This is a genomic window from Micromonospora sp. CB01531 (assembly GCF_001905095.1).
In the GTDB taxonomy this organism is placed as follows: domain Bacteria; phylum Actinomycetota; class Actinomycetes; order Mycobacteriales; family Micromonosporaceae; genus Micromonospora.
This window is the reverse complement of sequence record NZ_LWLS01000078.1, coordinates 50,226-72,769: the sequence shown is the minus strand read 5'-3', so window position 1 is coordinate 72,769 and position 22,544 is coordinate 50,226. Positions and strand designations below refer to the sequence as shown.

The 22,544-nt window shown below is 70.0% G+C and carries 18 protein-coding genes and 1 riboswitch; of the genes, 8 read left to right on the top strand and 10 right to left on the bottom strand.

The genetic code is table 11. The features are described 5' to 3' along the window. Nucleotides 1–134: 134 nt before the first annotated feature. On the bottom strand, nucleotides 135–689 hold the full coding sequence (locus tag A6A27_RS22780) for a polymorphic toxin-type HINT domain-containing protein (protein WP_073836679.1): 555 nt from the start codon (nucleotides 687–689) through the stop codon (nucleotides 135–137). 66 nt (nucleotides 690–755) lie between these two features. Here A6A27_RS22780 and A6A27_RS22775 point away from each other — a divergent pair, with 66 nt between their 5' ends. From A6A27_RS22775 to A6A27_RS22760, 3 genes are all read left to right on the top strand, one after another. Continuing rightward, on the top strand, nucleotides 756–1,535 hold the full coding sequence (locus A6A27_RS22775; RefSeq protein ID WP_083672779.1) for a transposase family protein: 780 nt from the start codon (nucleotides 756–758) through the stop codon (nucleotides 1,533–1,535). A 357-nt stretch (nucleotides 1,536–1,892) separates the two neighbouring features. Continuing rightward, nucleotides 1,893–2,108, top strand: a riboswitch (cobalamin riboswitch). Between the two features lie 165 nt (nucleotides 2,109–2,273). Continuing rightward, nucleotides 2,274–4,646, top strand: a complete 2,373-nt coding sequence (locus tag A6A27_RS22765; RefSeq protein ID WP_073836685.1) for a ribonucleoside-diphosphate reductase subunit alpha — start codon at nucleotides 2,274–2,276, stop codon at nucleotides 4,644–4,646. A 35-nt stretch (nucleotides 4,647–4,681) separates the two neighbouring features. Beyond that, the gene (locus tag A6A27_RS22760; protein WP_073836686.1) at nucleotides 4,682–5,677 is read left to right on the top strand and encodes a ribonucleotide-diphosphate reductase subunit beta; all 996 of its coding nucleotides are present in this window, start codon (nucleotides 4,682–4,684) and stop codon (nucleotides 5,675–5,677) included. A 106-nt stretch (nucleotides 5,678–5,783) separates the two neighbouring features. Here the strand turns inward: A6A27_RS22760 and A6A27_RS22755 are convergent, their stop codons facing one another. From A6A27_RS22755 to A6A27_RS44350, 5 genes are all read right to left on the bottom strand, one after another. After that, complete coding sequence (locus A6A27_RS22755; RefSeq protein WP_241825401.1) at nucleotides 5,784–7,241, bottom strand: hypothetical protein; 1,458 nt, start codon at nucleotides 7,239–7,241, stop codon at nucleotides 5,784–5,786. Nucleotides 7,242–7,258: 17 nt separating this feature from the next. Beyond that, entirely contained in the window at nucleotides 7,259–7,819 is a 561-nt protein-coding gene (locus tag A6A27_RS22750) for a DUF3558 domain-containing protein (protein ID WP_073836677.1), read from the bottom strand. Continuing rightward, on the bottom strand, nucleotides 7,816–8,361 hold the full coding sequence (locus A6A27_RS22745; protein ID WP_143194120.1) for a hypothetical protein: 546 nt from the start codon (nucleotides 8,359–8,361) through the stop codon (nucleotides 7,816–7,818). The genes A6A27_RS22750 and A6A27_RS22745 overlap by 4 nt, the downstream gene beginning before the upstream one ends. A 132-nt stretch (nucleotides 8,362–8,493) precedes the next feature. Further along, nucleotides 8,494–10,689 carry a BTAD domain-containing putative transcriptional regulator gene (locus A6A27_RS22740; protein WP_073836675.1) on the bottom strand — a complete coding sequence of 732 codons (2,196 nt, stop codon included), beginning with the start codon at nucleotides 10,687–10,689 and terminating at the stop codon, nucleotides 8,494–8,496. A 380-nt stretch (nucleotides 10,690–11,069) separates the two neighbouring features. After that, nucleotides 11,070–11,207: a hypothetical protein gene (locus A6A27_RS44350; protein ID WP_158074031.1), complete on the bottom strand. Its 138-nt coding sequence runs from the start codon at nucleotides 11,205–11,207 to the stop codon at nucleotides 11,070–11,072. Between the two features lie 272 nt (nucleotides 11,208–11,479). On the opposite strand from A6A27_RS44350, the gene A6A27_RS22735 reads away from it, so the two are divergent. Continuing rightward, nucleotides 11,480–12,697 (top strand): low temperature requirement protein A, encoded by a 1,218-nt coding sequence (locus A6A27_RS22735; protein WP_158074030.1) that lies wholly within the window; start codon nucleotides 11,480–11,482, stop codon nucleotides 12,695–12,697. 65 nt (nucleotides 12,698–12,762) lie between these two features. Here the strand turns inward: A6A27_RS22735 and A6A27_RS22730 are convergent, their stop codons facing one another. Together A6A27_RS22730 and A6A27_RS22725 are read right to left on the bottom strand one after the other, a co-directional pair. After that, nucleotides 12,763–13,731 (bottom strand): alpha/beta hydrolase, encoded by a 969-nt coding sequence (locus A6A27_RS22730; RefSeq protein ID WP_073836674.1) that lies wholly within the window; start codon nucleotides 13,729–13,731, stop codon nucleotides 12,763–12,765. A gap of 51 nt (nucleotides 13,732–13,782) precedes the next feature. Next, nucleotides 13,783–14,088: a putative quinol monooxygenase gene (locus tag A6A27_RS22725; protein WP_073836673.1), complete on the bottom strand. Its 306-nt coding sequence runs from the start codon at nucleotides 14,086–14,088 to the stop codon at nucleotides 13,783–13,785. A 157-nt stretch (nucleotides 14,089–14,245) separates the two neighbouring features. On the opposite strand from A6A27_RS22725, the gene A6A27_RS22720 reads away from it, so the two are divergent. From A6A27_RS22720 to A6A27_RS22705, 4 genes are all read left to right on the top strand, one after another. After that, on the top strand, nucleotides 14,246–15,151 hold the full coding sequence (locus tag A6A27_RS22720) for an AraC family transcriptional regulator (RefSeq protein ID WP_073836672.1): 906 nt from the start codon (nucleotides 14,246–14,248) through the stop codon (nucleotides 15,149–15,151). Between the two features lie 382 nt (nucleotides 15,152–15,533). Beyond that, complete coding sequence (locus A6A27_RS22715) at nucleotides 15,534–16,616, top strand: aldo/keto reductase (protein ID WP_073836671.1); 1,083 nt, start codon at nucleotides 15,534–15,536, stop codon at nucleotides 16,614–16,616. A gap of 115 nt (nucleotides 16,617–16,731) precedes the next feature. Further along, nucleotides 16,732–18,696: a multicopper oxidase family protein gene (locus A6A27_RS22710; protein ID WP_241825400.1), complete on the top strand. Its 1,965-nt coding sequence runs from the start codon at nucleotides 16,732–16,734 to the stop codon at nucleotides 18,694–18,696. A gap of 278 nt (nucleotides 18,697–18,974) precedes the next feature. Beyond that, on the top strand, nucleotides 18,975–20,723 hold the full coding sequence (locus A6A27_RS22705; RefSeq protein ID WP_143194119.1) for a hypothetical protein: 1,749 nt from the start codon (nucleotides 18,975–18,977) through the stop codon (nucleotides 20,721–20,723). A 60-nt stretch (nucleotides 20,724–20,783) separates the two neighbouring features. Here the strand turns inward: A6A27_RS22705 and A6A27_RS22700 are convergent, their stop codons facing one another. Both A6A27_RS22700 and A6A27_RS22695 read right to left on the bottom strand, forming a co-directional pair. Beyond that, on the bottom strand, nucleotides 20,784–21,245 hold the full coding sequence (locus tag A6A27_RS22700; protein ID WP_073836669.1) for a pyridoxamine 5'-phosphate oxidase family protein: 462 nt from the start codon (nucleotides 21,243–21,245) through the stop codon (nucleotides 20,784–20,786). Beyond that, on the bottom strand, nucleotides 21,242–22,522 hold the full coding sequence (locus A6A27_RS22695) for an MFS transporter (protein ID WP_083672776.1): 1,281 nt from the start codon (nucleotides 22,520–22,522) through the stop codon (nucleotides 21,242–21,244). The genes A6A27_RS22700 and A6A27_RS22695 overlap by 4 nt, the downstream gene beginning before the upstream one ends. Nucleotides 22,523–22,544: the final 22 nt, after the last annotated feature.

Here is a 22,544-nt window from a genome sequence, read left to right as displayed (position 1 = left end):
CAGTTGTTCAGATTCTCGAACCCAAGGATCTAGGAGGACAACCGTGCGGCGATGCCGCACCGCCGGCCCCTCCCGGACGCTGAGGTGTGCCCGGCCACGATGTCGATGCCGGGCACGCCGCTGTCGTCGGGTTTCTACTCGTGAGCCAGTACCCTCTCGCCACCGATCAGCACCTGGAAGGTGTACGCGTTGGCGACGTCCAGGTTGTGGACGGTGGCTTGCCGGGTGACCGTACGCAGACCGGTGACCCGCAGGTGGCTTCCAGCGCCGTCGCCGAGCAGGTCACCGACGGCGAACTCGGCCGCGGCGTGCCAGCCGGCGCGGTTGACGACCCAGAACCGATGGTTGGCGGTGACCGTCAGCGTCCCGGCGTCGACGGTGATTTCGACCAGCTGCTTGGTGCCGGTGCCGGTGATGACTCTCGCCACCGGCTGCACGGTACTGAGCCCGCTGGCGGGGTCGGTGGCGACGACCTGGTCACCGGCGGTGACGTCGGCCATTCGCTTCCCCGAGCCGTCGGCCATCAGCACCAGAGTGTCCGCGGTGAAGCTGTTGGTGGGATCCGAGCAGGTGCCGGTGGTGCATCCGCGGGAAGCGAAGCTTCCGCCGCTGGACGTAAACCCGGTGGACACGGTGGCGACCGTGAGGGCGGCACAGGCCAGCATCGCGGCGATGGCGACTCGGCGCAACCGGCTAAGCGACGTCTCGTAACCCTGGCGTCTGTCCGTTGAGGACGATAGGGCAGGATGCCCGGAGTGCAGGTGATCATGGCAGCCCGCCCGGAGTGGATCTTCCCGTTCACCGGATTGCAGCCCGCCCAGTTCCGCCGGCTGGTCCGGCTGGTCGCCGAGCGCGGCGGTGACGGCATCGCCGACGGCCGACCGGGCCGGCAGTGGGCTCTCGACCTGCCGGATCGGGTGTTGCTGGTCGCCGCTTACTGGCGCACCAACCTGACGATGCGGCAGATCGGCCCGCTGTTCGGGGTGTCGCACTCCGCGGCGCACCGGGTCATCGACACCCTCGCGCCGCTACTGGCCCTGGCGCCGGTGCGGAAGCGACCGGTCGAGCAGATCGCGATCGTCGACGGGACGCTGATCCCCACCCGCGATCACCGCCTGGCCGCCCGGAGCAAGAACTACCGGTACTCGACGAACCTTCAGGTCGCCATCGACGCCAGCACCCGCCTGGTCATCGCCGTCGGCGACCCGCAGCCCGGCAACCGCAACGACACCATCGTCTACCGCACCTCGGGCATTGCCGAGAAGCTGGACGGGCGGCCGGTGATGGCCGACGGCGGCTACCGCGGCAACCCCGAGGTGATCATGCCGTACCGCAAGCCCGCCGACGGCAGTCAGCTCCCGGACTGGAAGGAAGCCCTCAACGTCCAGCACCGCACCGTTCGAGCGGGAGTCGAACACGCCCTGGCCAGGATGAAGTGCTTCAAGATCCTGCGCGACTACCGCCGCGCCGCCCACACATTGACCGACGCCGCTTCCGGCATCGCCAACCTCCACAACATCATCCTCGTCGGCTGACCACCGGCCCCGCCCCAGGCAACGCCTTCACCCAGTTACGAGACGTCCCTTAGGCAACATGAGAGACCGCTCCGTTTCGAGAATGGGTGTCGAGGGACCCGCCGTCCGGCGGCTCCGGGTCCCAGGTTCACCCGCCGGACTTGGCGTCGGCTTCGCCCCCACTTGGGGGGCACTTGCGGCGTACGGGCTCCGCGCAACTCGTCCGGTCCGGTCGCATCTGTACCTCCTGATGACACGACGGCGTCCTACCGGACGGCGAACGGGCGGAACAGCCGACGCCCTGCCGGGCCCGAGGTGAGACATAGCTGACACGCCGACGCGACATCTGGTGTTGCCCAGCCACCCGCACGGCCATATATGGTGTCTGGCGCAGCTGGTTCGGCCGTCTCTCACGGGACGGCCGAGGCAAGAGGGAACCCGGTGGGAATCCGGGACTGCCCCGCAGCGGTGAGTGGGAACGACCGCCGTCATCAGCACTGGGCCACCGATGGCCTGGGAAGCGACGGCCAGTAGGCGACCGGTTCCGCCGGTTGTGCCCACGAGTCCGAAGACCTGCCAGCGCGTCGCACGCCCCGGACGGGGGTGTGACGGTCCGAGGCCGCGCGGGACGGCCGACGCCCACGGGACACCGCCGATGCCGGCGCGTGTCCGTCGGTGTCTGCACCCCGCGCGCCGAGGCCCATCCGGTCTCGAGCTCGCGAGGAGTGAGTAGTGACAGGCACCAAGGTCCACCCGACCATCGACGGGCTACCAGGCGATATCGCCCTGCCCGGGCAGCGGCGCGTGCAGATGCATGTCCGCAAGCGCAACGGTGACCTCAAACCCGTCGATGTCAACCGGATCGTCCGGGCGGTGGAACGGTGGAGCGCCGACCTCACCGACATCGACCCGCTGCGGGTGGCGACCCGCACCATCAGCGGTCTGTACGACGGGGCGAGCACGGACGAGTTGGACCGGCTGTCGATCCAGACCGCGGCCGAGCTGATCGGCGAGGAGCCGCAGTACTCGCGGCTCGCCGCCCGTCTGCTGGCCGGATACGTCGACAAGGAGGTACGCGGGCAGGGCATCGGCTCGTTCAGCCAGGCGATCCGGCGCGGCCACGCCGAAGGGCTGATCGGTGACGACACAGCCGCCTTCGTCGCCGCCCACGCCCGCATGCTCGACGAGGCGGTCGACCCGGCGGGCGACCTGCGGTTCGAGTATTTCGGGCTGCGCACCGTCTACGACCGGTACCTGCTGCGGCACCCGACCAGCCGGTTGGTGCTGGAGACGCCGCAGTACTGGCTGCTGCGGGTGGCGTGCGGCCTGTCGCACACGCCGGCTGAGGCGATCGACTTCTACCGGCTGATGTCCAGCCTGGCGTACCTGCCCAGTTCCCCGACGTTGTTCAACTCCGGCACCCGGCACACCCAGATGTCGTCCTGCTACCTGGTGGACTCGCCCCGCGACGAGTTGGACTCCATCTACCAGCGGTACGCGCAGGTGGCCAACCTGTCAAAGTTTGCCGGCGGCATCGGCATCGCGTTCTCCCGGGTCCGCTCCCGCGGGGCGCTGATCCGTGGCACGAACGGACGGTCCAACGGCATCGTGCCGTGGCTGCGGACCCTGGATGCCAGCGTCGCCGCGGTGAACCAGGGCGGCCGGCGCAAGGGCGCCGCCTGCGTCTATCTGGAGCCGTGGCACCCGGACATCGAGGAGTTCCTGCAGCTGCGGGACAACACCGGCGAGGACGCCCGGCGTACGCACAACCTGAACCTGGCGAACTGGATCCCGGACGAGTTCATGCGCCGCGTGGAGGCGGACGGGATGTGGTCGCTGTTCGACCCGGACGAGGTGCCGGAGCTGCCGGACCTGTGGGGTGCGGAGTTCGACGCCGCGTACCGGGCGGCCGAAGCCGAGGGCCGCTGGGTGCGGCAGGTGCCGGCCCGGGAACTGTACGGGCGGATGATGCGCACCCTCGCGCAGACCGGCAACGGGTGGATGACGTTCAAGGACGCCGCCAACCGGCTCTGCAACCAGACCGCGGAGCCCGGCAACGTGGTGCACCTGTCGAACCTGTGCACCGAGATCATCGAGGTCTCCAGCGACGCCGAGACCGCGGTGTGCAACCTGGGCTCGGTGAATCTCGCCGCCCACCTGGCCGGGGGCGACCTGGACTGGGAGCGGCTGCGGCGCACCGTCCGCACCGCGGTCACCTTCCTCGACCGGGTGATCGACATCAACTACTACCCCACCTCGCAGGCGGCGGCGAGCAACCCCCGCTGGCGGCCGGTCGGCCTCGGCATGATGGGCCTGCAGGACGTGTTCTTCGCGCTGCGGCTGCCGTTCGACTCCCCCGCCGCCGGGGAGCTGTCCACCCGGATCAGCGAAGAGCTCTACCTGACCGCCCTGGAGACCTCCGCCGACCTCGCCGAACGGCACGGCCCGCACCCCGCCTTCGCGCAGACCCGGGCGGCGCGCGGGCAGCTGCAACCGGACCTGTGGGGTGTCACCGGCAGCCAGACCGCGCGCTGGGATGCCCTGCGGGACCGGGTGGCCGCGCACGGGCTGCGCAACTCACTGCTGGTCGCGATCGCCCCGACCGCCACCATCGCCTCGATCGCCGGCTGTTACGAGTGCATCGAGCCGCAGGTGTCCAACCTGTTCAAACGCGAGACCCTGTCCGGGGAGTTCCTCCAGGTCAACACCGCCTTGGTCGCCGAGCTCAAGGCTCGCGGGCTGTGGACCGAGCAGATCCGGACGGCGATCAAACGCGCCGACGGATCGGTCCAGGATGTCGCGGAGCTGCCGGCGGAGCTGCGGGAGCTGTTCCGCACCGCATGGGAGCTGCCGCAGCGAGCGCTGATCGACCTGGCCGCCGCCCGTGCACCCTTCATCGACCAGTCCCAGTCGCTGAACCTGTTCCTGGCCACGCCGACCATCGGCAAACTCTCCTCGATGTACCTGTACGCCTGGAAGAGCGGGTTGAAGACGACCTACTACTTGCGGTCCCGACCGGCCACCCGCATCCAGCAGGCCACCGTGTCCGCCGTCGTTCCTCCGGTGGGCCTCGATGCGGAGGCGCTGGCCTGCTCGCTGGAGAACCCCGAGGCGTGCGAGGCCTGCCAGTGACCACCCCGACCGACACCACCACGGAGACCACACCGATGCTGCTCGACCCCGGGATGGATCTGACCCTCCGTCCGATGCGTTACCCGCACTTCTTCGACCGCTTCCGCGACGCCATCCGCAACACCTGGACGGTCGAGGAGGTCGACCTGCACGCCGACCTGACCGACCTCGACCGGCTCTCCCCCGCCGAGCGGCACCTGGTCAGCCGGCTCGTCGCGTTCTTCGCCACCGGCGACACGATCGTCGCCAACAACCTCGTGCTGAACCTCTACCAGCACGTCAACAGCCCGGAAGGCCGCCTCTACCTGTCCCGGCAACTGTTCGAGGAGGCGGTGCACGTCCAGTTCTACCTCAACCTCCTCGACACCTACGTACCCGACGAGACCGAACGGGCCGCCGCGTTCGCCGCCATCGAGAACATCCCGTCGATCCGGCGCAAGGCCGACTTCTGCTTCCGGTGGATCAACTCCCTGCAGGACCTACGCGAGCTGCGGAGCAAGCAGGACCGGAGGACGTTCCTGCTCAACCTGATCTGCTTCGCCGCCTGCATCGAGGGCCTGTTCTTCTACGGCGCGTTCGCCTACGTCTACTTCCTGCGCTCCCGCGGCCTGCTGCACGGCCTCGCCTCCGGCACCAACTGGGTGTTCCGCGACGAGTCGATGCACATGGCGTTCGCCTTCGACGTGGTCGACACGGTCCGCCGAGAGGAGCCGGACCTGTTCGATGACGACCTCGCCGACCAGGTCCGGCAGATGCTCGCCGAGGCCGTCGACTGCGAGGCGCAGTTTGCCGAGGACCTGCTCGGCCAGGGGGTGCCTGGCCTGACCTTGGCAGACATGCGTCAGTACCTCCAGCACGTCGCTGACCGGCGGCTCGCCCAGCTCGGTATCGCACCGGTGTACGGGTCGGCGAACCCGTTCGCCTTCATGGAGCTGCAGGACGTGCAGGAGCTGTCCAACTTCTTCGAACGCCGGGTGTCGGCCTATCAGGTCGGGGTGAGCGGGGCGGTCACCTTCGACGACGACTTCTGAGCCAACACCCGCCCCGGGGCGGCGGCAGAGCCGCCCCGGGGGGTGATGGTGATAGACATCCGCCGACCCCGTGCTCGGCGCGATGCCAGCCGAGCTCCGGGCCCGATCAGTCCCGGCACAGCGGCACGTCGGGCTCCACGACGGTCCGGTTGACGATGTCCTTCTTGATGAAGTCGGCCTCCTTGGGAATGCCGACCCCCAACACCTGCTCGATTGCCTTGACCAGCGGCTCCGACAGGCTGATGCCCTCGCCGGCCCGTACGGTCAGGACGAGCGTGGATCCTCGGCATTTCACTCCCGGCCCGACGGGCAGCGGTAAACCGATCCGGCCGGCGGCCGATCCGTTGGTCACCCCGACCGACGCCACGATGCCGACGAACGGCCCGGCACCCGCGACCGGCAGGCCGAGCATGAACCCGAAGCGGAACTCCGCGGCCACGACGATGCCTTCGACACCGATCGAAACGCCACGGATGGACTTCACGATGCTCTCTTGCACGGAGAAGGCCGGCGTCAGGACACTCGATTGGACGTATCCGATCGGTCCGTCGAGGCCCCACTTGCCGGTGGCCTTGATGTTGCCGTTCTTCGCCGAGAACCCGGTGGTGACGAGAAACTTGAACGTCTGCTTGAGGGTCGCCGGGAATCCGCCGATGATGATGGGCTGCTTTACCTCGATGGGCAGCTCGATCTTGACCTTCTTGTTGTCCTCCAGCCCACCCTCGGCACCGGCGGCGATGGTGATGGCGAGCCCCTCGACTCCGTCGATCCGGAACTGCGGGTGGGGGATCACGCCGTTGGTCACCCGGATGTCCCCCCACGCTCGGAGGTTCCGGAGCAGCAGTTGGATGTCGAAGTCGACCTTGAGACGCTGCACGGCCGTCGAGTGCGAGGCGGTCAGCCCCATCTTCGACTTGTCCTTGTACGCCTCGATGTCCCAGTCGCCGACCTTCTGGTTGATGCTCTTGGCGCCGCGCGCACCCGGCTCGGGTGCCGGGGCGAAGACGATCGGCGGCACGGCGAACCGGACGTCGCCCGCGCCGATCGCGTTCACCCCCAGCCCGGTCGCCTGCCCGGCGTCCGGAACCACCGCCCCGGCCGGGCCCCCGTCGACGACCTCGCCGAGCAGGTCAGGCAACGGGCCGAAGGTCTGCGCCTCAGCGTCGAGCGGTTGGTCGAACGTGAAGTGGCCGTCCCGCACCACATCGGTCAGGCGCACCGGGGCCAGGGTGACGGCCTTGTCGCCGCCGGACCGCTCGACCTTTACCACCCGGCCGACCGCCTCGCTCGTGGCGAACATGATCTTACCGGGTGCCACGTCTTTGGCACCCCGGGCGCTGCCGTCGATCACGTAGGTGAACCCGTCCCTGCTCACCGACCGGATGACCCTGCTGCCGCCCTCGACGAGCACCACATCGGGCTGGTAGACCACGGACCTGTCCGGCTTCGGGCCGTACCCGTATCGGTCGTCGGTCGGATCGGATCCGCCGAGGCCGACCTTTCCGCAGCCGGCGGTCAGCAGGATGACGATCAGCCCGGCCGCCATCCGTGCACGTCTACGCATGTTCGCTCCCGCCCCGCTCACAGCCGCCCGGCCACCACCTGGATCAGGTCCTTCAGCGGCTTGTGGTTCTCCTTCGGGTCGTTGAGCAGCACCAGGCGGATCGCGACCCACGTGGCCGTCTTTTGGGCGAAGACCTCATTCGCCTGCGTGTCCAGGTACGCCTCGTCACCGATACCGGACAGCGTCTCCAGTTCGTGTCCCAGCTGGCGCTCGATGTCGAGCATCTTCTTCGCGCCGTCGCCCACGTAGACCTCCACCTGGCCGGTCGGGCCGGTGATCGGTGCCGTCCAGGTGCAGCTCTGTTGGCCGGCTCGGTGCGGGTCGAGCTTCAGCCGGGCCAGGGCGGCCGCCTCCTGATCGGTCACCAGGTCGCACGCCGTCGGTTCCGGCTTGTCGGCCGGGGCGGACGAGGCAGCATCTCCCCCGGGAGCTGTGGCAGTGGTCGCCGGCGGTTGGCCGTCGGCGGCCGCCGCCCGGGACGGTTCCTCCGATCGTCCGCACCCTGTCGCCGTGAGCAGCAGCAGGGTGGTGGCCGGCGCCACGAGCAGCCACCGGCCGGCACCCGCCCGCGTGGTCATGACACGCCCACCTGTTCCAGCGACTTCTCAAGCCCCGGGCAGTGCTTCGTCGTGTATTCCGACACCGGCGGCAGCGCCGTTTTGACCTTCGCCATGGTCGGGTTGAGGCGCGCGTAGGCCGCGGGGTCTTGGGCCATGCTCTTGCCCGTGGTGTCGATGACTGCGTCGTAAAATTCGGTGAGCGCTGCGACCTGGGTCTTGATCTCGGCCGGCGCCGCTGCCTTCAGATCCTTCACCCGGGCGTGCGCGCTGGCCACATCGGCTTTTCTGTCGGCCGCGCCCTGCGCGAACAGCGGATCGATCGAGGCGGTGAAGGCCTTCACCGCCTCGCACCAGCGGTCGCCGCCACCCGGCTTGCCCTGGCCTGTCGCGTCCCCGCCATCGGACTGGGCGGTCGCCTTCCCGTCGTCGGCCGCAGCGCTGGCACCTGCGCTGCCAGCCGGGCCGGCATCGCCCGCCGCCGGTGCCGCGTTGTCGGGTCCGCAGCCCGCCAACAGGAGCCCGACCGCCAGTGCGGCAACACTCCCCCGAATTCGTGTCATCGATCCCCCTCTGACGAGAGCGAGCTGGCCGCCTCGCATAGGTCCAACCTCGCTGGACGACCCGCGGCACCCGCCGGCGGCGTCCACTTGATCAGTCTGATCGGCGGGCTTCGGGAGTCGTTCAGGAATTGTTCAGACGGACGGGCGCACCCGCTCGGGGAGCGGAAAGGCGGCTGGCTCGACGTCCATCTCACGCATCCGCGCGACGTACTCCTGGTAGCGGCGGCTCGCCTCGCCGTGCCGCCCGGCGGCCGACAACGCGCCGATCAGCCCCAGGTGGGCCGGCTCGTCGTAGCCGTCGTCGACGGTGAGCCGCAGGTACCAGCCGATCGCCGCCTCGGTGCGGCCCAGTTGCAGGCACCGCCTCGCCAGCCGGTGGATCACTTCGCGTTGCAGGTCGGCCAGGACGGCACGGGGACGCTGCACCCAGTCTCCAACGACCTCACCGTCGTCGCAGAGATCGCCGGTGTATCGGGCCACCGCCGCCTCGAGGCGGGTCAGCAGCCGGACATCGCCATCGGCGCCCTCGGCTTCTGCCGGTTCTGGGCCGCCGCTCGGCCGGGCCTTCGTCGTGCTCGCGCCGTCCGCCGCGATGGCCGCGCGGGCCGCTTCATAGAAGCGCAGCGCGTCCACCGCGACGTGCGCCGGGTTGATCCTGACGGTGGCAGGATCGGTGGCGAGGTAGCGGTCAGCCGGATGCTGCCGGTCCGGATCGAGTACGCCCCGGACGGTCGAGATCAGGACGGACAGGCGGCGCAGCGCCACGTCCGTCCGGGCCTCCGGCCACAGTGCGGTGGCCAGGGCCTCGCGGGCGACGGGCTTCCCGAGCTGCCCGATCACCATCTTGAGCAGGTCCCGCGCCTTGCGGGACTGCCAGCTACCCACCGGCACGGGCACCCCGGCCAGCCGTACGGTGAACTGGCCCAGGGTTTGCACCTCGACCTCGGCGACGGCTGCCGGGCCGATCGACGCCAACGGGCCGGCGACCTGCCAGGCGCCGTCCTGCACGCCGATCTGCTTCAGCCGCTCGTATGCCACCTCCTCCGCCAACTGGTCGCCGGAGAGACGTGCCTGCAGGAGGGCGTTGGTGGCGAGGGCGAACTCGTTGCCCAGTTCGGCCCAGATGGTCGCTGCCTCGACCAGGCTGGCGAGGAGGCGGCGGACCCCCCGGGCGGACGCCGCCTCGGGGCTGGCCCGGTGGGAGGCGAGCGCGGCGAGCTCCATGGCCTCGGCCAGGCCGGCGGCGTCACGACGGCGGCCGGCCTCAGCTCGGACCTGTTCGCCGTAACGTAGTGCGGCCTGCGGATCACCGGAGCAGAGGGCGACCCAGCCCGCGGCCAGTTCGGCGACGGTGGGCCCGGCGGCGCTGGGCATGGCCAGGGCGCGCCCGGCGTGCTGCTCGGCCGCCACCGGATCGTCTGCGTAGCTGATCCGCGCGAGCCCCGCGCACGCCTCGACCAACACCTGGGCGTTGCCGTCCGGCTCGCCCATCGCCAGCGCCGCCTGGTAGGCGACCATCGCCTGGTGGGCAGCGCCACGGACGCGGTGCACCCGGGCGGCCAGCGCCAACCCGAAGGCCGCCAGCGGCGACCCGGCCTGCTGCCACCGGGCCACGGCCTCGTCCGCGTCGCTACGCGCCCGGCGCAACTCGCCCAGCCCCAACCAGGCCTCCGCCCGGTTGTGCAACGCCAATGCGAGCAGCGTCTGGTGCCCGAGCAGCTCGCCGAGCCGGACCGCCTCCCGGAGTTCTTCGACGGCCGACCGGTAGCGTCCCTCCTCCACCAGGCGTGAGCCGACGTTGCACCGGATCCGGAGTTGCTGGCCGAAGTCGCCGGCCCGCTCGGCCGCCGCGAGCGCCCGGGCGTACGCGTACTCGTTGTCGGCCCGGTTGCCGTCGCTGAACGCGACCAGCGCCTGCGCCACGTACGCCGCCGCAACCGCCGAGTCGTCCCCGCTCTGCTCCGCGACGCGGACGGCCTCCTCGACGAGTTGCCGGGTCTGCGCCTGGTCGCCCCTCGCCCAGCGGGTCGCGGCCAAGCCGGCGAGCACCTGGGCGCGGTCCGCCAGCGCGGACGGCCCATGGTCGGCAGCGTCCAGTGCCGCGCGCTGGAAGCAGGCTTCCGCCGCGTCGAACCGCCCTCGTTGGTGCAGCAGCACACCGAGGCGCCAGGCCAGCGCCGCCGGCAACGGCGCGTCCGCCGGCACGGCCGCGAGATGGCGCAGGGCCTCGTCGTAACGCCCGTCGTGTACGGCCGCCTCGACCGGACCGAGAACTTCAAGCCGGTCAGGACCACCCGGGTCGGTGGTCTTGGCGCCAACGCCTTTCATCGGAGTCACCTGTCACTGGTCCTCGTCATCCGATCAGGGGGTGGCGGCACCGCCAACTGTCGAACGTACCCCTCATCGTCAAGCGTTCTCGCTGCCTGGTGATACGTCACGACAGGCACACCGAGACCGGTGCTGCCGACAAGGCCGGCAAGGACCAGCCCGACGACAATGCGAAAGCGCATCACTTCTCCTTGGACCCGGGGCGACATCGCGGATTTCCGCAGCCTAGGCCGCTCCGCCCGGTTCGCGGATCAGTGCTGCCTCGAATCTGGAGTGTCGCCTCGGCGACATCGCCGCCGCCTTGACCGAGGTTGCGGCCCTCGCAACAGGCCACGAATCTGGGAGGTCGGCTCCTCCCGGTCGGCGCCGAAAGATCCGACTCACTTGGCGGCCTGTTGGATGGAGGCGATGGCGGAGGACAGCTGTCGCGCCGTGTCGGCCACCTTGTTGCGGTAGCCGTCGTCGGTCACCGTGGGGCCGACGCATCCGGCGGTCGTCGCGCGCCGAGCGGCAAGCACCGCGAGGAGGCGGAATGCCGTCCAGCCCGCACCGCAACGGACCGGCCCATCGTCACACCGGTACGTTAGCCAGCCCGGAAACCGTTCGAGGGCGTTCGGTCCCGGCCCACTCGTTGGAGGACGGCTCAAAACGCACGGTCAGACGTTTCCCTGATCGGCGGCATCCTGGTCGGGCCAGGAGACGGCGACGGCCACCGGTGAGCGGATTCCCTCCGGGTGTACGGCGTTCAACCGCCGGTGGACCGGGGTTGTGCTCGGCGAGTATGGGCGCTGTGGGACATCGGGAAGGCGGTGGAGAGGGTCAGGACCTGTTGCAACGCCGCGAGGATGTGCGGCAGGCCAACTTTCTGGAGCTGTTCGTCGACCTAGTGTTGGTGTTCGCCCTGGCGGGGGTGGTCAGCCGGGTCGGGCGGGACCTCGTCAGCCATGACATTGTCGTCCGGTGGCGGGCGATGGCCTTCATGCTCGTGCTGGCGCTGCCGCTGATCTGGTTGTGGATCACGACCGCGCACATCACCAGCTGGTTCGACCCTCGCCGTCCCAAGATCCAGTTGATCGTGCTGGCCAGCGCCTTCGGGATTCTGGTCATGTCGTCGTCGCTGCCGTCCGCGTTCGTCGGCCGCGGGTTGGCGTTCGTGCTGCCGTACGTGATCCTGCAGTTGGGCCGGCCGCTCATCCTGATGCCCGCGCTGCGCGGACACCCCCTGCATAAGCTCTACCGCCGGTCGCTGCCGTGGCGCCTGCTCTCGTCGGGGATCTTCTTCGCCGGCGCCGCCGTCAGTGGCGGTGCCCGGGCCGCCTTTTGGGGGGCCGCCGTGACCGTGGACATCGTCTCCGCGCAGTTGCGCTGGCCGGTACCGTGGACGACCGAACCGCCGGTCAGCGCGTGGGCCACGGACAGCAAACATCACCTGCCCGAGCGCTACCAGCAGTTGCTGATGATCGCCCTCGGGGAAACCGTGCTCGGTGTCGGCCTCACGTTCACCGGCCAGCCGATCAGTCTGGCCACCTCGGCGCTGCTGGTGGTGGCGTTCCTGTCGGTAGTGCTGCTGTGGCGCATCTACTTCTACCGCTCCGGGCAGATCCTCGCCGATGCCCTCGCCGCCGCAGGGGACAGGGACGCCGCCGGCCGCGCCACCGGCACTGCCCACGTCCTCATGGTGCTGGGCATCGTCGCCACCGCCGTCGGCTTCGAGGCCGTGCTGAAGCATCCGGGCGGCACGCCTGAACCCGCGTGGCTCATCGCCAGCCTCGGCGGCGCGGCACTGTTCCTCTACGGCCGTATCCGTCTGGAACGCATCGTGTACAACCGGCTCTCCATCCGCCGCGTCGTCGCCATCGCCGCCCTGGCGGTCGCCGCCATCCCCCTGTACTTCGCCCCGCCGCTGGCCTCTCCGGTCGTTGCCGGACTCATACTGCTCGCCGTCGCCCTCGCCGACGCCCGTCACGCCGCCGGCCGTCCCCCCGAAGCCCCCTCCCCGGCACACTAGGGCCGCGATGCCGCGTCCGACGCGGGTGCCCATGGCCGGCGCTCGACGCCGGCCGTGGGACCGGCTCAGCTCTTGGGATCAGGGCTGGGGTTCAGGACTCGGGCCAGCCAGTCGGTCTGGGCGCGCCGCGCGGCGGCCGAGACGCGGATGTGCGGGAACAGCGCCGCGAATCCGTGGAAACCACCGGCCCACAGATGCAACTCCGCCTGACCACCGGCGGCCCAGATCCGGGTCGCGTAGGTGACGTCCTCGTCGCGGAAGACCTCGGCGGTCCCGGCGTCGATGTAGGTGGTCGGCAGGCCGGAGAGATCGTCCGCCAGCGCGGGTGAGACGTAGGCGGAGACGTTCTCGCCGGTGTGCTCGCCGAGGACGCTGCGCCATCCGAATTCGTTCATCTCCCGGGTCCACACGCCGTCCAGGCGGCTGTACTGGCGGCTGGAGGTGGTGCTGTTGCGGTGGTCGAGCATGGGGCACGACAGCAACTGCGCGGCGATGGCCGGGGCACCGCGGTCGCGAGCCATGAGTGTGACTCCTGCTGCCAAGCCGCCTCCGGCACTGGCACCGGCCACGACGATGCGGGTGGCGTCGATGCCGAGGTCGGCGGCGTTCTCGGCCACCCAGAGCAGGCCGTGGTAGCAGTCGTCGACCAGGGTCGTGCCTGTTGCCTCTGGGGCCAGCCGGTAATCCACGGAGATCACGACGGCGCCGAACAGGCCGAGCCATTCCAGCGGGATGTCGATGTTCGAGAAGCGGTCGCCCCACATCATCCCACCACCGTGGATCCAGTAGACGCAGGGCGCCCCAGCGGCACGATCGGTGGGGCTAAATATGGACAGCGGGATCTGCGTTCCGTCACCGGCGGGGACGGTGACGTCGCGCCGCTCGACCGCGCGGCCTTCCAGTTGGGTCTCGATGGGCGGTTGTGGGAAGTGACGCAGTTGTTCGATCGCCTCGGGGCCCAGCGGCGGCATGGGCGGCAGTTCGGCCAGGGGAGCGAGCAACTCGGGGTCGATGCCGGGTCGGAGGGAGTTCAACAGGAGTCCTTTCGATGATTCGGGTCGGGGTGATCGGTGCGGGTCACCGGTTCAGAAGGTCGCCTTGCCGCCGACCGGCACTGCGTCGGTGTAGGTCGGCTCGCCGGCCAGCAGCGGCTGAAGCTTCGCGACCAGGGCCTGGGCCCGGTCGCCACCGAAGAAGGCGCTGTGAGCCTCGGCGCTGGTCCAGCCTTCGATGACGTGGACGACGTCGCGGTCGGAGGCCGAGCGGGCCACCAGGAAGACGAGGCAATCGTCGTGGGGCAGGGACGGCGCGTCGAGCAGCAGCTTGATCAGCTCGTCAGCCTTGCCCGGCTGGGCGGTCATGGTGGCGTGGAACCCGTGGCGAACAGTCATCGAAGTGCCTCCTCAATCGTCGGGCCGTGGTGGACCCGCGGGAAATTGACACTCCGATAGAAGCAGTGCTACCAGCGGAAATGGTAGAAGAAAACTCGCGACCACTTGCCTGATCCTACTGTTGTTGCGAGTATCGGTCTTGTGCTTCAATCGGGCCGTGTACCTCCCTGAGCTGCGGGCGCTGCTGGCCCGCCACGCCCGAGCCGACATGAGCACCGCGATCGACGGGGTGCTGATTTCGAAGGTCGAGCAGCAGACCGCGCCGACCACATCGATGTCCGGTACCGTGCTGGCACTCATCGCCCAAGGCGCCAAACAGATGGCGCTCGGCGACCGCGTGTATGAGTACCGGGCCGGCCAGTACCTTGTCGCGTCGGTCGACCTGCCGGTCACCGGCCGCTTCACCCAGGCCAGCGCCGACTCACCGGCTCTGGGGTTCGGGCTGCTGCTGCACCCGGCCACGGTCGCGGAGTTGCTGTTGCAGGCCGCGCCGGGCGATCTTCCGCCCCTGACCGGCGGCACGCCGTCGGGGATGGTGGTCAGCGACGCTCCCGACGAACTCGGCGACGCGGTGATCCGATTGCTTCGGCTGCTGGACCGACCCCGGGACGTCACGGTGCTTGCGCCCCTGATCAAACGGGAGATCCTGTGGCTGCTGCTCACCGGGGAGCAGGGTGCCGCCGTCCGGCAGCTCGGGCTGGCCGACAGCAGTCTCAGCCACATCGCCCGCGCGGTGCGGTGGATCCGCGATCACTATGCGCAGTCGTTCCGGGTGGAGGACCTGGCGCGCCGATCCGGGATGAGCGTGTCAGCGTTCTATCGCAACTTCCAGGCCGTGACCGCGATGAGCCCGATCCAGTTCCAGAAGCAGATCCGGTTGCAGGAGGCGCGACTCCTGCTAGCCACCCACCCCAACGACATCACCGGCGTGGGCACGCGCGTCGGCTACGAGAGCCCGTCCCAGTTCAGCCGGGAGTATCGTCGGCAGTTCGGCGCGCCTCCCAGCCAGGACGCCGCCCGCCTGCGCGGCACAACCCGAGCCGCCGTGCCGGCGGTCGTCTGACCGCCGGCGATCGCCTGGCCTCCGCGAACCGGCAGGGGCCGGACCTCAGGAGGCGGTGCCAGGACAGCGCCTGAGTGGCTCCAGCGACCAGTGCGGTCTGCGCGATTCTGCCTACCCGTCCCATCGCCGGAGCCGGGGTGCCCCGCACCGCGGACGGACCTGGAAAAGCATCTTGGAAGGTAGGAACGATATAGAAGTAATCTTTTCTACTTGCCCGATCCTACCTCGCATAGGGAGCTCGGGCGGCCAATGTGCCGGCTGACCGGATCGCAATGACATCGGTAGGATCGGGCAAGAACGTGCGCGGATCTTTCTACCTTGGGACACGCGGCGCGAGCTTGGATTGAGCCGACCAGTCCGACACATCCAAGGGAGCGCGGTCATGCCGCTGAACCACTATGTCACCCTCGGCCGCTCGGGATTGCGGGTCAGTCCTTTCGCCTTGGGAGCGATGACCTTCGGCGAGGACCCGCCGGGTGCCGGATGCAGCGTGGAGGAGTCGGAGGAGATCCTCGCGACCTATCTGGACCTCGGGGGCAACTTCATCGACACCGCCAACTTCTACACCAACGGCCACTCTGAAAAGATCATCGGAGACTTCCTCGCCGCCCGGCCCGGCCAGCGCGAACGGGTGATCCTGGCGTCGAAGTTCTTCACCAACCTCTTCCCCGGCGATCCCAACGGCGGTGGGGCCGGCCGCAGCGCCATCATCGCGCAACTCGACGCCACGCTGCGCCAGCTGAACACCGATTACCTCGACCTGTACTGGCTGCACAACTGGGACCGCAACACCCCAATCGAGGAAACCATGCGGACCCTCGATGACCTGGTCCACGCCGGGAAGGTTCGCTACCTCGGGTTCTCGAACACACCGGCGTGGCTCACCGCACAGGCCCACACCATGGCGCTCCTTCGGGGATGGGCCCCACTGATCGCCCTCCAAGTCGAGTATTCGCTGCTTGCGCGGGAAGTCGAGAGCGAACTCGCCCCGCTCGCCCATGATCAGGGCCTGGCCCTGGTCCCCTGGAGCCCGCTTAAGAACGGCTTCCTGTCCGGCAAGTACCGGCGGCATACCCAGGTCACCGACTCGGCCCGGTCAGGCCACATGCCCGGTCCCCGAGACAGCGACTACACCGTGATTGAGGCGGTCGTCACGATCGCCGACGAACTCGCCACCACCCCGGCTGCGGTCTCGCTGGCCTGGCTGCGAGCACGTCCCGGCACCGTCGTACCCATTCTCGGCGCCCGCCGACTCAGCCACCTCACCGACAACCTGGCCGGCCTCGAGGTAACCCTCACTGCGCAGCAGCTGTCCGCGTTGGACGAGGTGTCCGCACCCGCCCTAAACTACCCGGCGAATCTGCACGGCGCGGCACGGGCGATGCTGCAGTTCGGAGGCACGACTGTCGACGGTGAAACCTCTGCCGTGTACCCGCCGCTGCTGGCCAGCAACCTCCGGTACTGATCGCCACATAGCGATGACCCGGCCGCGACAGGTGCCGCAAGCGAGGCGCTCGCGTTGACGTCGCCGGTATGGTCCGGTGGCGGCGGGTAGATCATCGACGTTGAGCAGGTGACCGGTGTTCCTCTGGGTGCATTACACCGACATGGTGATCGCGCTGCTGGCTGTGCCCATCGCCGTGGCCGCGGGCTGGGTCGTGCTGCGTCCCCGGGCCTCGGCAGGCACCACGGGTTCGCGGATGTGGCGGCTGCTGTTTGGGCTGCTGCTCGGCGGGGCTGCGCTGCGGGTGGTGGCGGCTCTGCTCCTGCTGCCGAACGGGTGGGACTTCGCGGGGCCGAGGTTGATCTTCGTCGCCCCGGCGCTGGCAGTGGTCGCGGCGGTTCACGCGGTGTGGGTACGCCCGATGCCCGGGTCGCCCGGTGGCGAGCGGCGGGCAGCCAGGTGGCCCGGCGACTACTGGGCGGCGGCGATCGCGGTAGGTGCGGTGCTGGTGGCCAGCGCGGCGCAGTTGGCCGGCACGGGCGCCGCTGCGGTGACCGGTGTCGGTGTCCTCGGCGCTGCCGCGGTGGGATCGGTGTGGCGGCGGACCCGATGGAGTCGGCGGTCGCCCGGCCGGTGGTGGCGTACGGCGGCGAAGGGCGCTCTCGGCGCCGCGGTGGCCGCCGCGGTGCTCGCGGCGATGTCCACGGCCAGCCGGCTGCCGGCGAGCAGCAGCATGACCGGCGGCCCCGCCGACATCGGCGGCGGCAGCATGGTCGGTCATGGCCACCACGGTGGTGTCAGTGTGACCACGTTGACCGGCACCGACACCGACGGCGTACCGGCACGCCGGTTCACCTTGACCGCGCAGCCCGCCAGGATCCGGCTGGATTCGGGCCAGCAGGTGGAGGCATGGACGTTCAACGGCATCACGCCCGGCCCGCAGCTGCGGGTCCGGCAGGGGGACCTGGTGGAGGTGACGCTGGTCAACCGGCTGCCCGGCGTGGGAGTGACCCTGCACTGGCACGGCGTGGACGTGCCCAACGCGATGGACGGCGTGGCGGGGGTGACCCAGGACGCGGTCCCGCCAGGCGGCCGGTTCGTGTACCGGTTCCGGGCCAAGCAGGTCGGCACCTACTGGTACCACTCCCACGAGATGTCCTCCGTCCAGGTCCGTCGGGGCCTGTTCGGGGCGCTCGTGGTCCTGCCCGCGAACGCGCCCGAGCAGAGCGGTGACGTCGATGAGACGGTGCTGCGGCACACCTGGGTCGACGAGGACGGCGTCGCGACCCTCGGCGTGACCACCGGCGTGCAGCGGCGACAGGCGCCGGCCGGCCGGCAGGTGCGGCTCCGGCTGGTCAACACCGACGGCAACCCCGCCACCTTCACCCTGACCGGCGCCCCGGCGCGGGTCGTCGCGATCGACGGCACCGACGTGCACGAACCGAGTCTGCTCAAGGGCGTGCGGATCCTGGTCGGCGGTGGGGCCCGCTACGACCTGACGTTCACGATGCCCGACCAGCCAGTTGTCCTCCGCGCAGACGGCCCGGCGATCGTCTACAGCCCCGACGGGAACGCGGGCCCCGGCCATGCGGATCCGGCACCGGCGCTGCTGGACCCCGCGCGCTACGGCACGCCCGCTGCCACCCCGTTCGGAGCAGCCAGCCACGTCGACCGGCGCTTCACGCTACGCGTCGACGAGCGGCTCGGCTTCTACGACGGCCGCCCGGCGGTGCGGTACACCTTCAACAACCGGTCGTTCCCGGACGTGCCGATGCTCATGGTCTCCCCCGGTGACCTGGTCGAGGTCACCTACGTCAACCGCAGCGGCCAGCACCATCCGATGCACCTGCACGGGCACCACATGCTGGTGCTGAGCCGGGACGGCAGGCCCACGAGCGGGAGCCCGTGGTGGGTGGACACCCTCGACGTCGGGCCAGGCGAGACCTACCGGGTGGCGTTCCGGGCGGACAACCCCGGGATCTGGATGGACCACTGCCACAACCTCGAACACGCCGCCAACGGCATGATCCTGCACCTGGGCTACTCGGGCATCACCACGCCCTTCCGGACGGGGCACGGCACCGCCAACCATCCGGAATAGGCCTGCGGGGAGGCCTAGACCTGCGTGCGGACCGTGCTCACCGCGCGGCTGTCACGACCATCGTGCTCACCGTCGCCGGCGTCGCCGCCCGGCGTTCCCGCCGGCTGCCCTGCCCATCACGCACTGTCGGGACGCCGGGCGCGCCGATCACCCTGGGTCGTCGGCGGAATGTCACTTCCCGCACCAAGCTCCAGACGCGGTTGACGCTACCGACTGGCGACGATCACCCCATAGGGTTTCCCGAAAGATCTACCAGAGTGGATCGATGGGAGGACCACGTGATCGACGGAAGTCAACGACGACGAATCCGGCGCCTCGCGGCCCTGGGAGTCGGCGTACTCCTGGCCAGCCTGCTCACGCCCACCCACACCGCCCAGGCGCAACCGGACCCGGCGCCCGCGGTCGGCAAGGCGTCCTTCAGCAAGCCCGCCGCCTTCGACGTCACCGCGCCGCTGCGCGACGTCGCCCGCACCGCCCGGCGCTCGGTGGCGCCCACGCCGCCACAGTTGCCCGAGGAACGCGGCCCGCGACTGAGCGACCGCGGCCACACCACCGACAAGGCGGTCCAGGCCAAGAAGCCGCCCCGCACGATCGGCGGCACCACCGCGAACTTCGAGGGCCTCAGCAACCAGGACAACTTCAACGTGCTGGGCGGCCGGGTCAACCCGCCCGACCCGGTGGGCGACGTCGGCCCGAACCACTACGTCGAGATGGTCAACCTGGTCTTCGGGGTCTACTCCAAGACGGGCCGGCTGCTGCTCGGACCCCTCGCGCTCGGGGACCTGTGGGCCGGCTTCGCCGTCGACGAGTGCACCGAGCACTCCGGCGACCCGGTCGTGCTCTACGACCAGCGGGCCGACCGCTGGATCCTCACCCAGTTCACCACCCGCGGCTCGGACTACCCGAACGAGCCGGCCAACCTCTTCTACAACTGCATCGCCATCTCCACCACCGGCGACCCGACCGGCTCCTACTACCGGTACGCCTTCAACACCGGCTACAACTTCCCGGACTACCCGAAGTACGGGATCTGGGGTGACTCCTATCTGATCACCACCCGCGAGTTCGGCACCGTCGACCCGTCCGTCTACGGCATCGGCGTCTACGGCCTCGAACGGGACCGGATGATCGCCGGCGACCCGGACGCCCGGGCGGTGAGCTACCTGCTCCAGGAGGGCCGGGTTCCGTTGAACCTCATCGGCGACGGCCTGCTCCCCGCCGACGCGGACGGACCCAAGCCGCCCCCGGCCGGCTCGCCCGCACCGATCGTCGGCACCCAGGACGACGGCGCCGGCTACGGCGCCACCTTCGACGCCGTCAACGTCTGGGAGTTCAGCGTCACCTGGAACGCGGCCCCCACCGCCTCGATCGGGCTCAAGACCCAGCTGCCGACCGCCGGGTTCGACTCGGTCTTCCCCTGCCAGCCGACCGCCCGCGACTGCCTGCCCCAACCCGGCATCACCAACCGCGACCAGTACCTCGACGTGCTCTCGTACCGGCAACGGCCCACCTGGCGGCTGGCCTACCGGACGTTCGGCTCGTACGAGTCCATGGTCACCAACCAGTCAGTCGAGGCGCTGCCCGGGCAGGCCGGCGTCCGCTGGTGGGAGCTGCGCCGTGACAAGCGCGGCAACTACACCATCCATCAGGAAGGCACCTTCGCCCCCAACGACACCGTCAACCGCTGGATGGGCAGCATCGCGCAGGACCGCAAGGGCAACATCGCCCTCGGCTTCAGCGTGGTCAACGGCACCGACGTCTACCCCGGCATCCGCTACACCGGCCGCCTCGCCGGTGACCGACGCGGCGAGCTCACCCTGGGCGAGGCCACCGTCGTCAACGGCACGGCCGCGCAGACCAGCCTCAACTCACGCTGGGGCGACTACAGCTCGATGAACGTCGACCCGGTCGACGACTGCACCTTCTGGTACGTGAACGAGTACTACACCCAGGCCGGGGCCGCCCAGGCACCCAACGGCAACGGCTGGCAGACCCGCATCGCCAGCTTCCGACTACCCGGCTGCTGACCGGCACCATCGGGCGGGCGGCCATGGCGGCCGCCCGCCCGATGCCCGCCTAGCCGCCCGTCACGGCTGGAACGGGACGCGCAGGTCGTGGCCGTCCGGGTCGAGGGTGTAGTGCTGCACCGCCCTGGCCCGGTACAGCCGGTACGCCGCCGGGGCCACGACGTCCGCCCGCTCCAGCGCGGACACCCCGCGGGCCGCGGCCGGCCCGTTGTAGACGTCGATGCCCGCGTCCAGGTCCGGGCCGGTGAGCTCCTCGCCGATCGCCGTCAGGTAGACCGCCCGGCCCTGGTACACCGCCACCCGCGAATCGAAGATCACGATGCTCAGGTCGGGTCGCGTCGCCAGGTTGCGGGAGTGCCGCGTGTCGGCCTTCGAGGCCCAGTAGAACGCCCGGTAGTCCGCCGTCACGAAGTAGACGGGTGACACCCACGGCGCGCCGGTCTCGTCCACGGTGCCGAGCGTCAGGTAGAAGTTCGCGTCGATGACCGCCCTCGCCACGGCGGAAAGCTGCTCGCCGTTCACGCGACCACCTGCAGCTCGCGCGGTTCGGCCGTCGCGCGCTGCCGCTCCAGCCGAATCGACCAGCGGCTGGTGAGCAGCAGCCCGGCGCCGGCTGCGAGGAACAGCCCGCCGAGCAGCAACCAGCCGGGCGCGCCCCACCCGGCGAGCAGCGCGGTGAGCAGGCCAGGGGCGAGCATCATCGCCGCCCCCTCGCCCACGCCGAACATGCCCTGGTATTCACCGTGCGCCTCCTCCCTGGTCATCCCCACCGACAGACCGTACCCGCTGCCGACGAAGAAGAGTTCGCCCAAGGTGTGCACCGCGGCGGCGGCGAAGAGCAACGCGATCACCACGGTCCCGGCGCGGCCGTCGGTCGTCGCGAAGAGCAGACAGGACACGGCGAGCGTCCCACCGGCCAGGATGGACAGTCGACCAGCGCTGCGCACGGTCGCGGCCGCCCGGGTGAAACGGTTGAGCAGCAGCACGATGACCACGCCGTTGAAGGCCAGCAGCACGCCCATCGTCCACGGCGGGGCCTGCGTGTGCGTGGTGAGCCAGACCGGCAGGCCGGAGTCGAGCAGGCCCCAGTTCAGCGCGAGCACCCCGTTGAGCACGGTGAGCACGAGGAACGGACGGTCGCGCAGCACCAGCACCTTGCGCTTGACCTTGCGCTCGCGCAACGACGCCACGTGCGGCACCCGGGACATCAGCAGGGCGAACGCCAGGTTGGCCGAGCCGCAGAACAGCACCAGGGCGACGTATCCGGCCCGGCTGTCGATGACCAGCACGACGATGCCCACCAGCGAGCCCGCGACCGCGCCGACCTCCTTTATGACGTGGCAGTTGGAGATCGCCTTCAGCCGGTCGGCGCCGCTGGTCAAGCCGGACAGCACCGCGATCCGGATGCCCGGCGCGGCCCGCTCGACCGTCACCACCACGGTCGTCACCAGCATGGCCGACCAGAATTCGCCGACCAGGGCCAGCGACATGGTGGCGAGACCCTGCACCGATGCCACGACGATCAACACCTCGCGTGGACCAAGGCGGTCGGCGAGGTAGCCGAACGGCATTCCGGCGACCATGCCGACCACACCCGCCGCGGTGATGCCGAAGCCGAACTCGGCCGGCGACAGCCCGACCGAGCGCAGGAAGAACAACGCCCAGCAGGCGTACCAGGCGCCCCGGCCGACCGAGAGCACCAGGGTCGCGACGTAGATCGGACCGACCGGCGCCTGCCAGAACACGCGCCTGGTCCATCCGGGCCGCCACCGGACGCCCTGCTCCTCGACCGCCGCCACGCAACCCCCTCCGCCGTTGCCC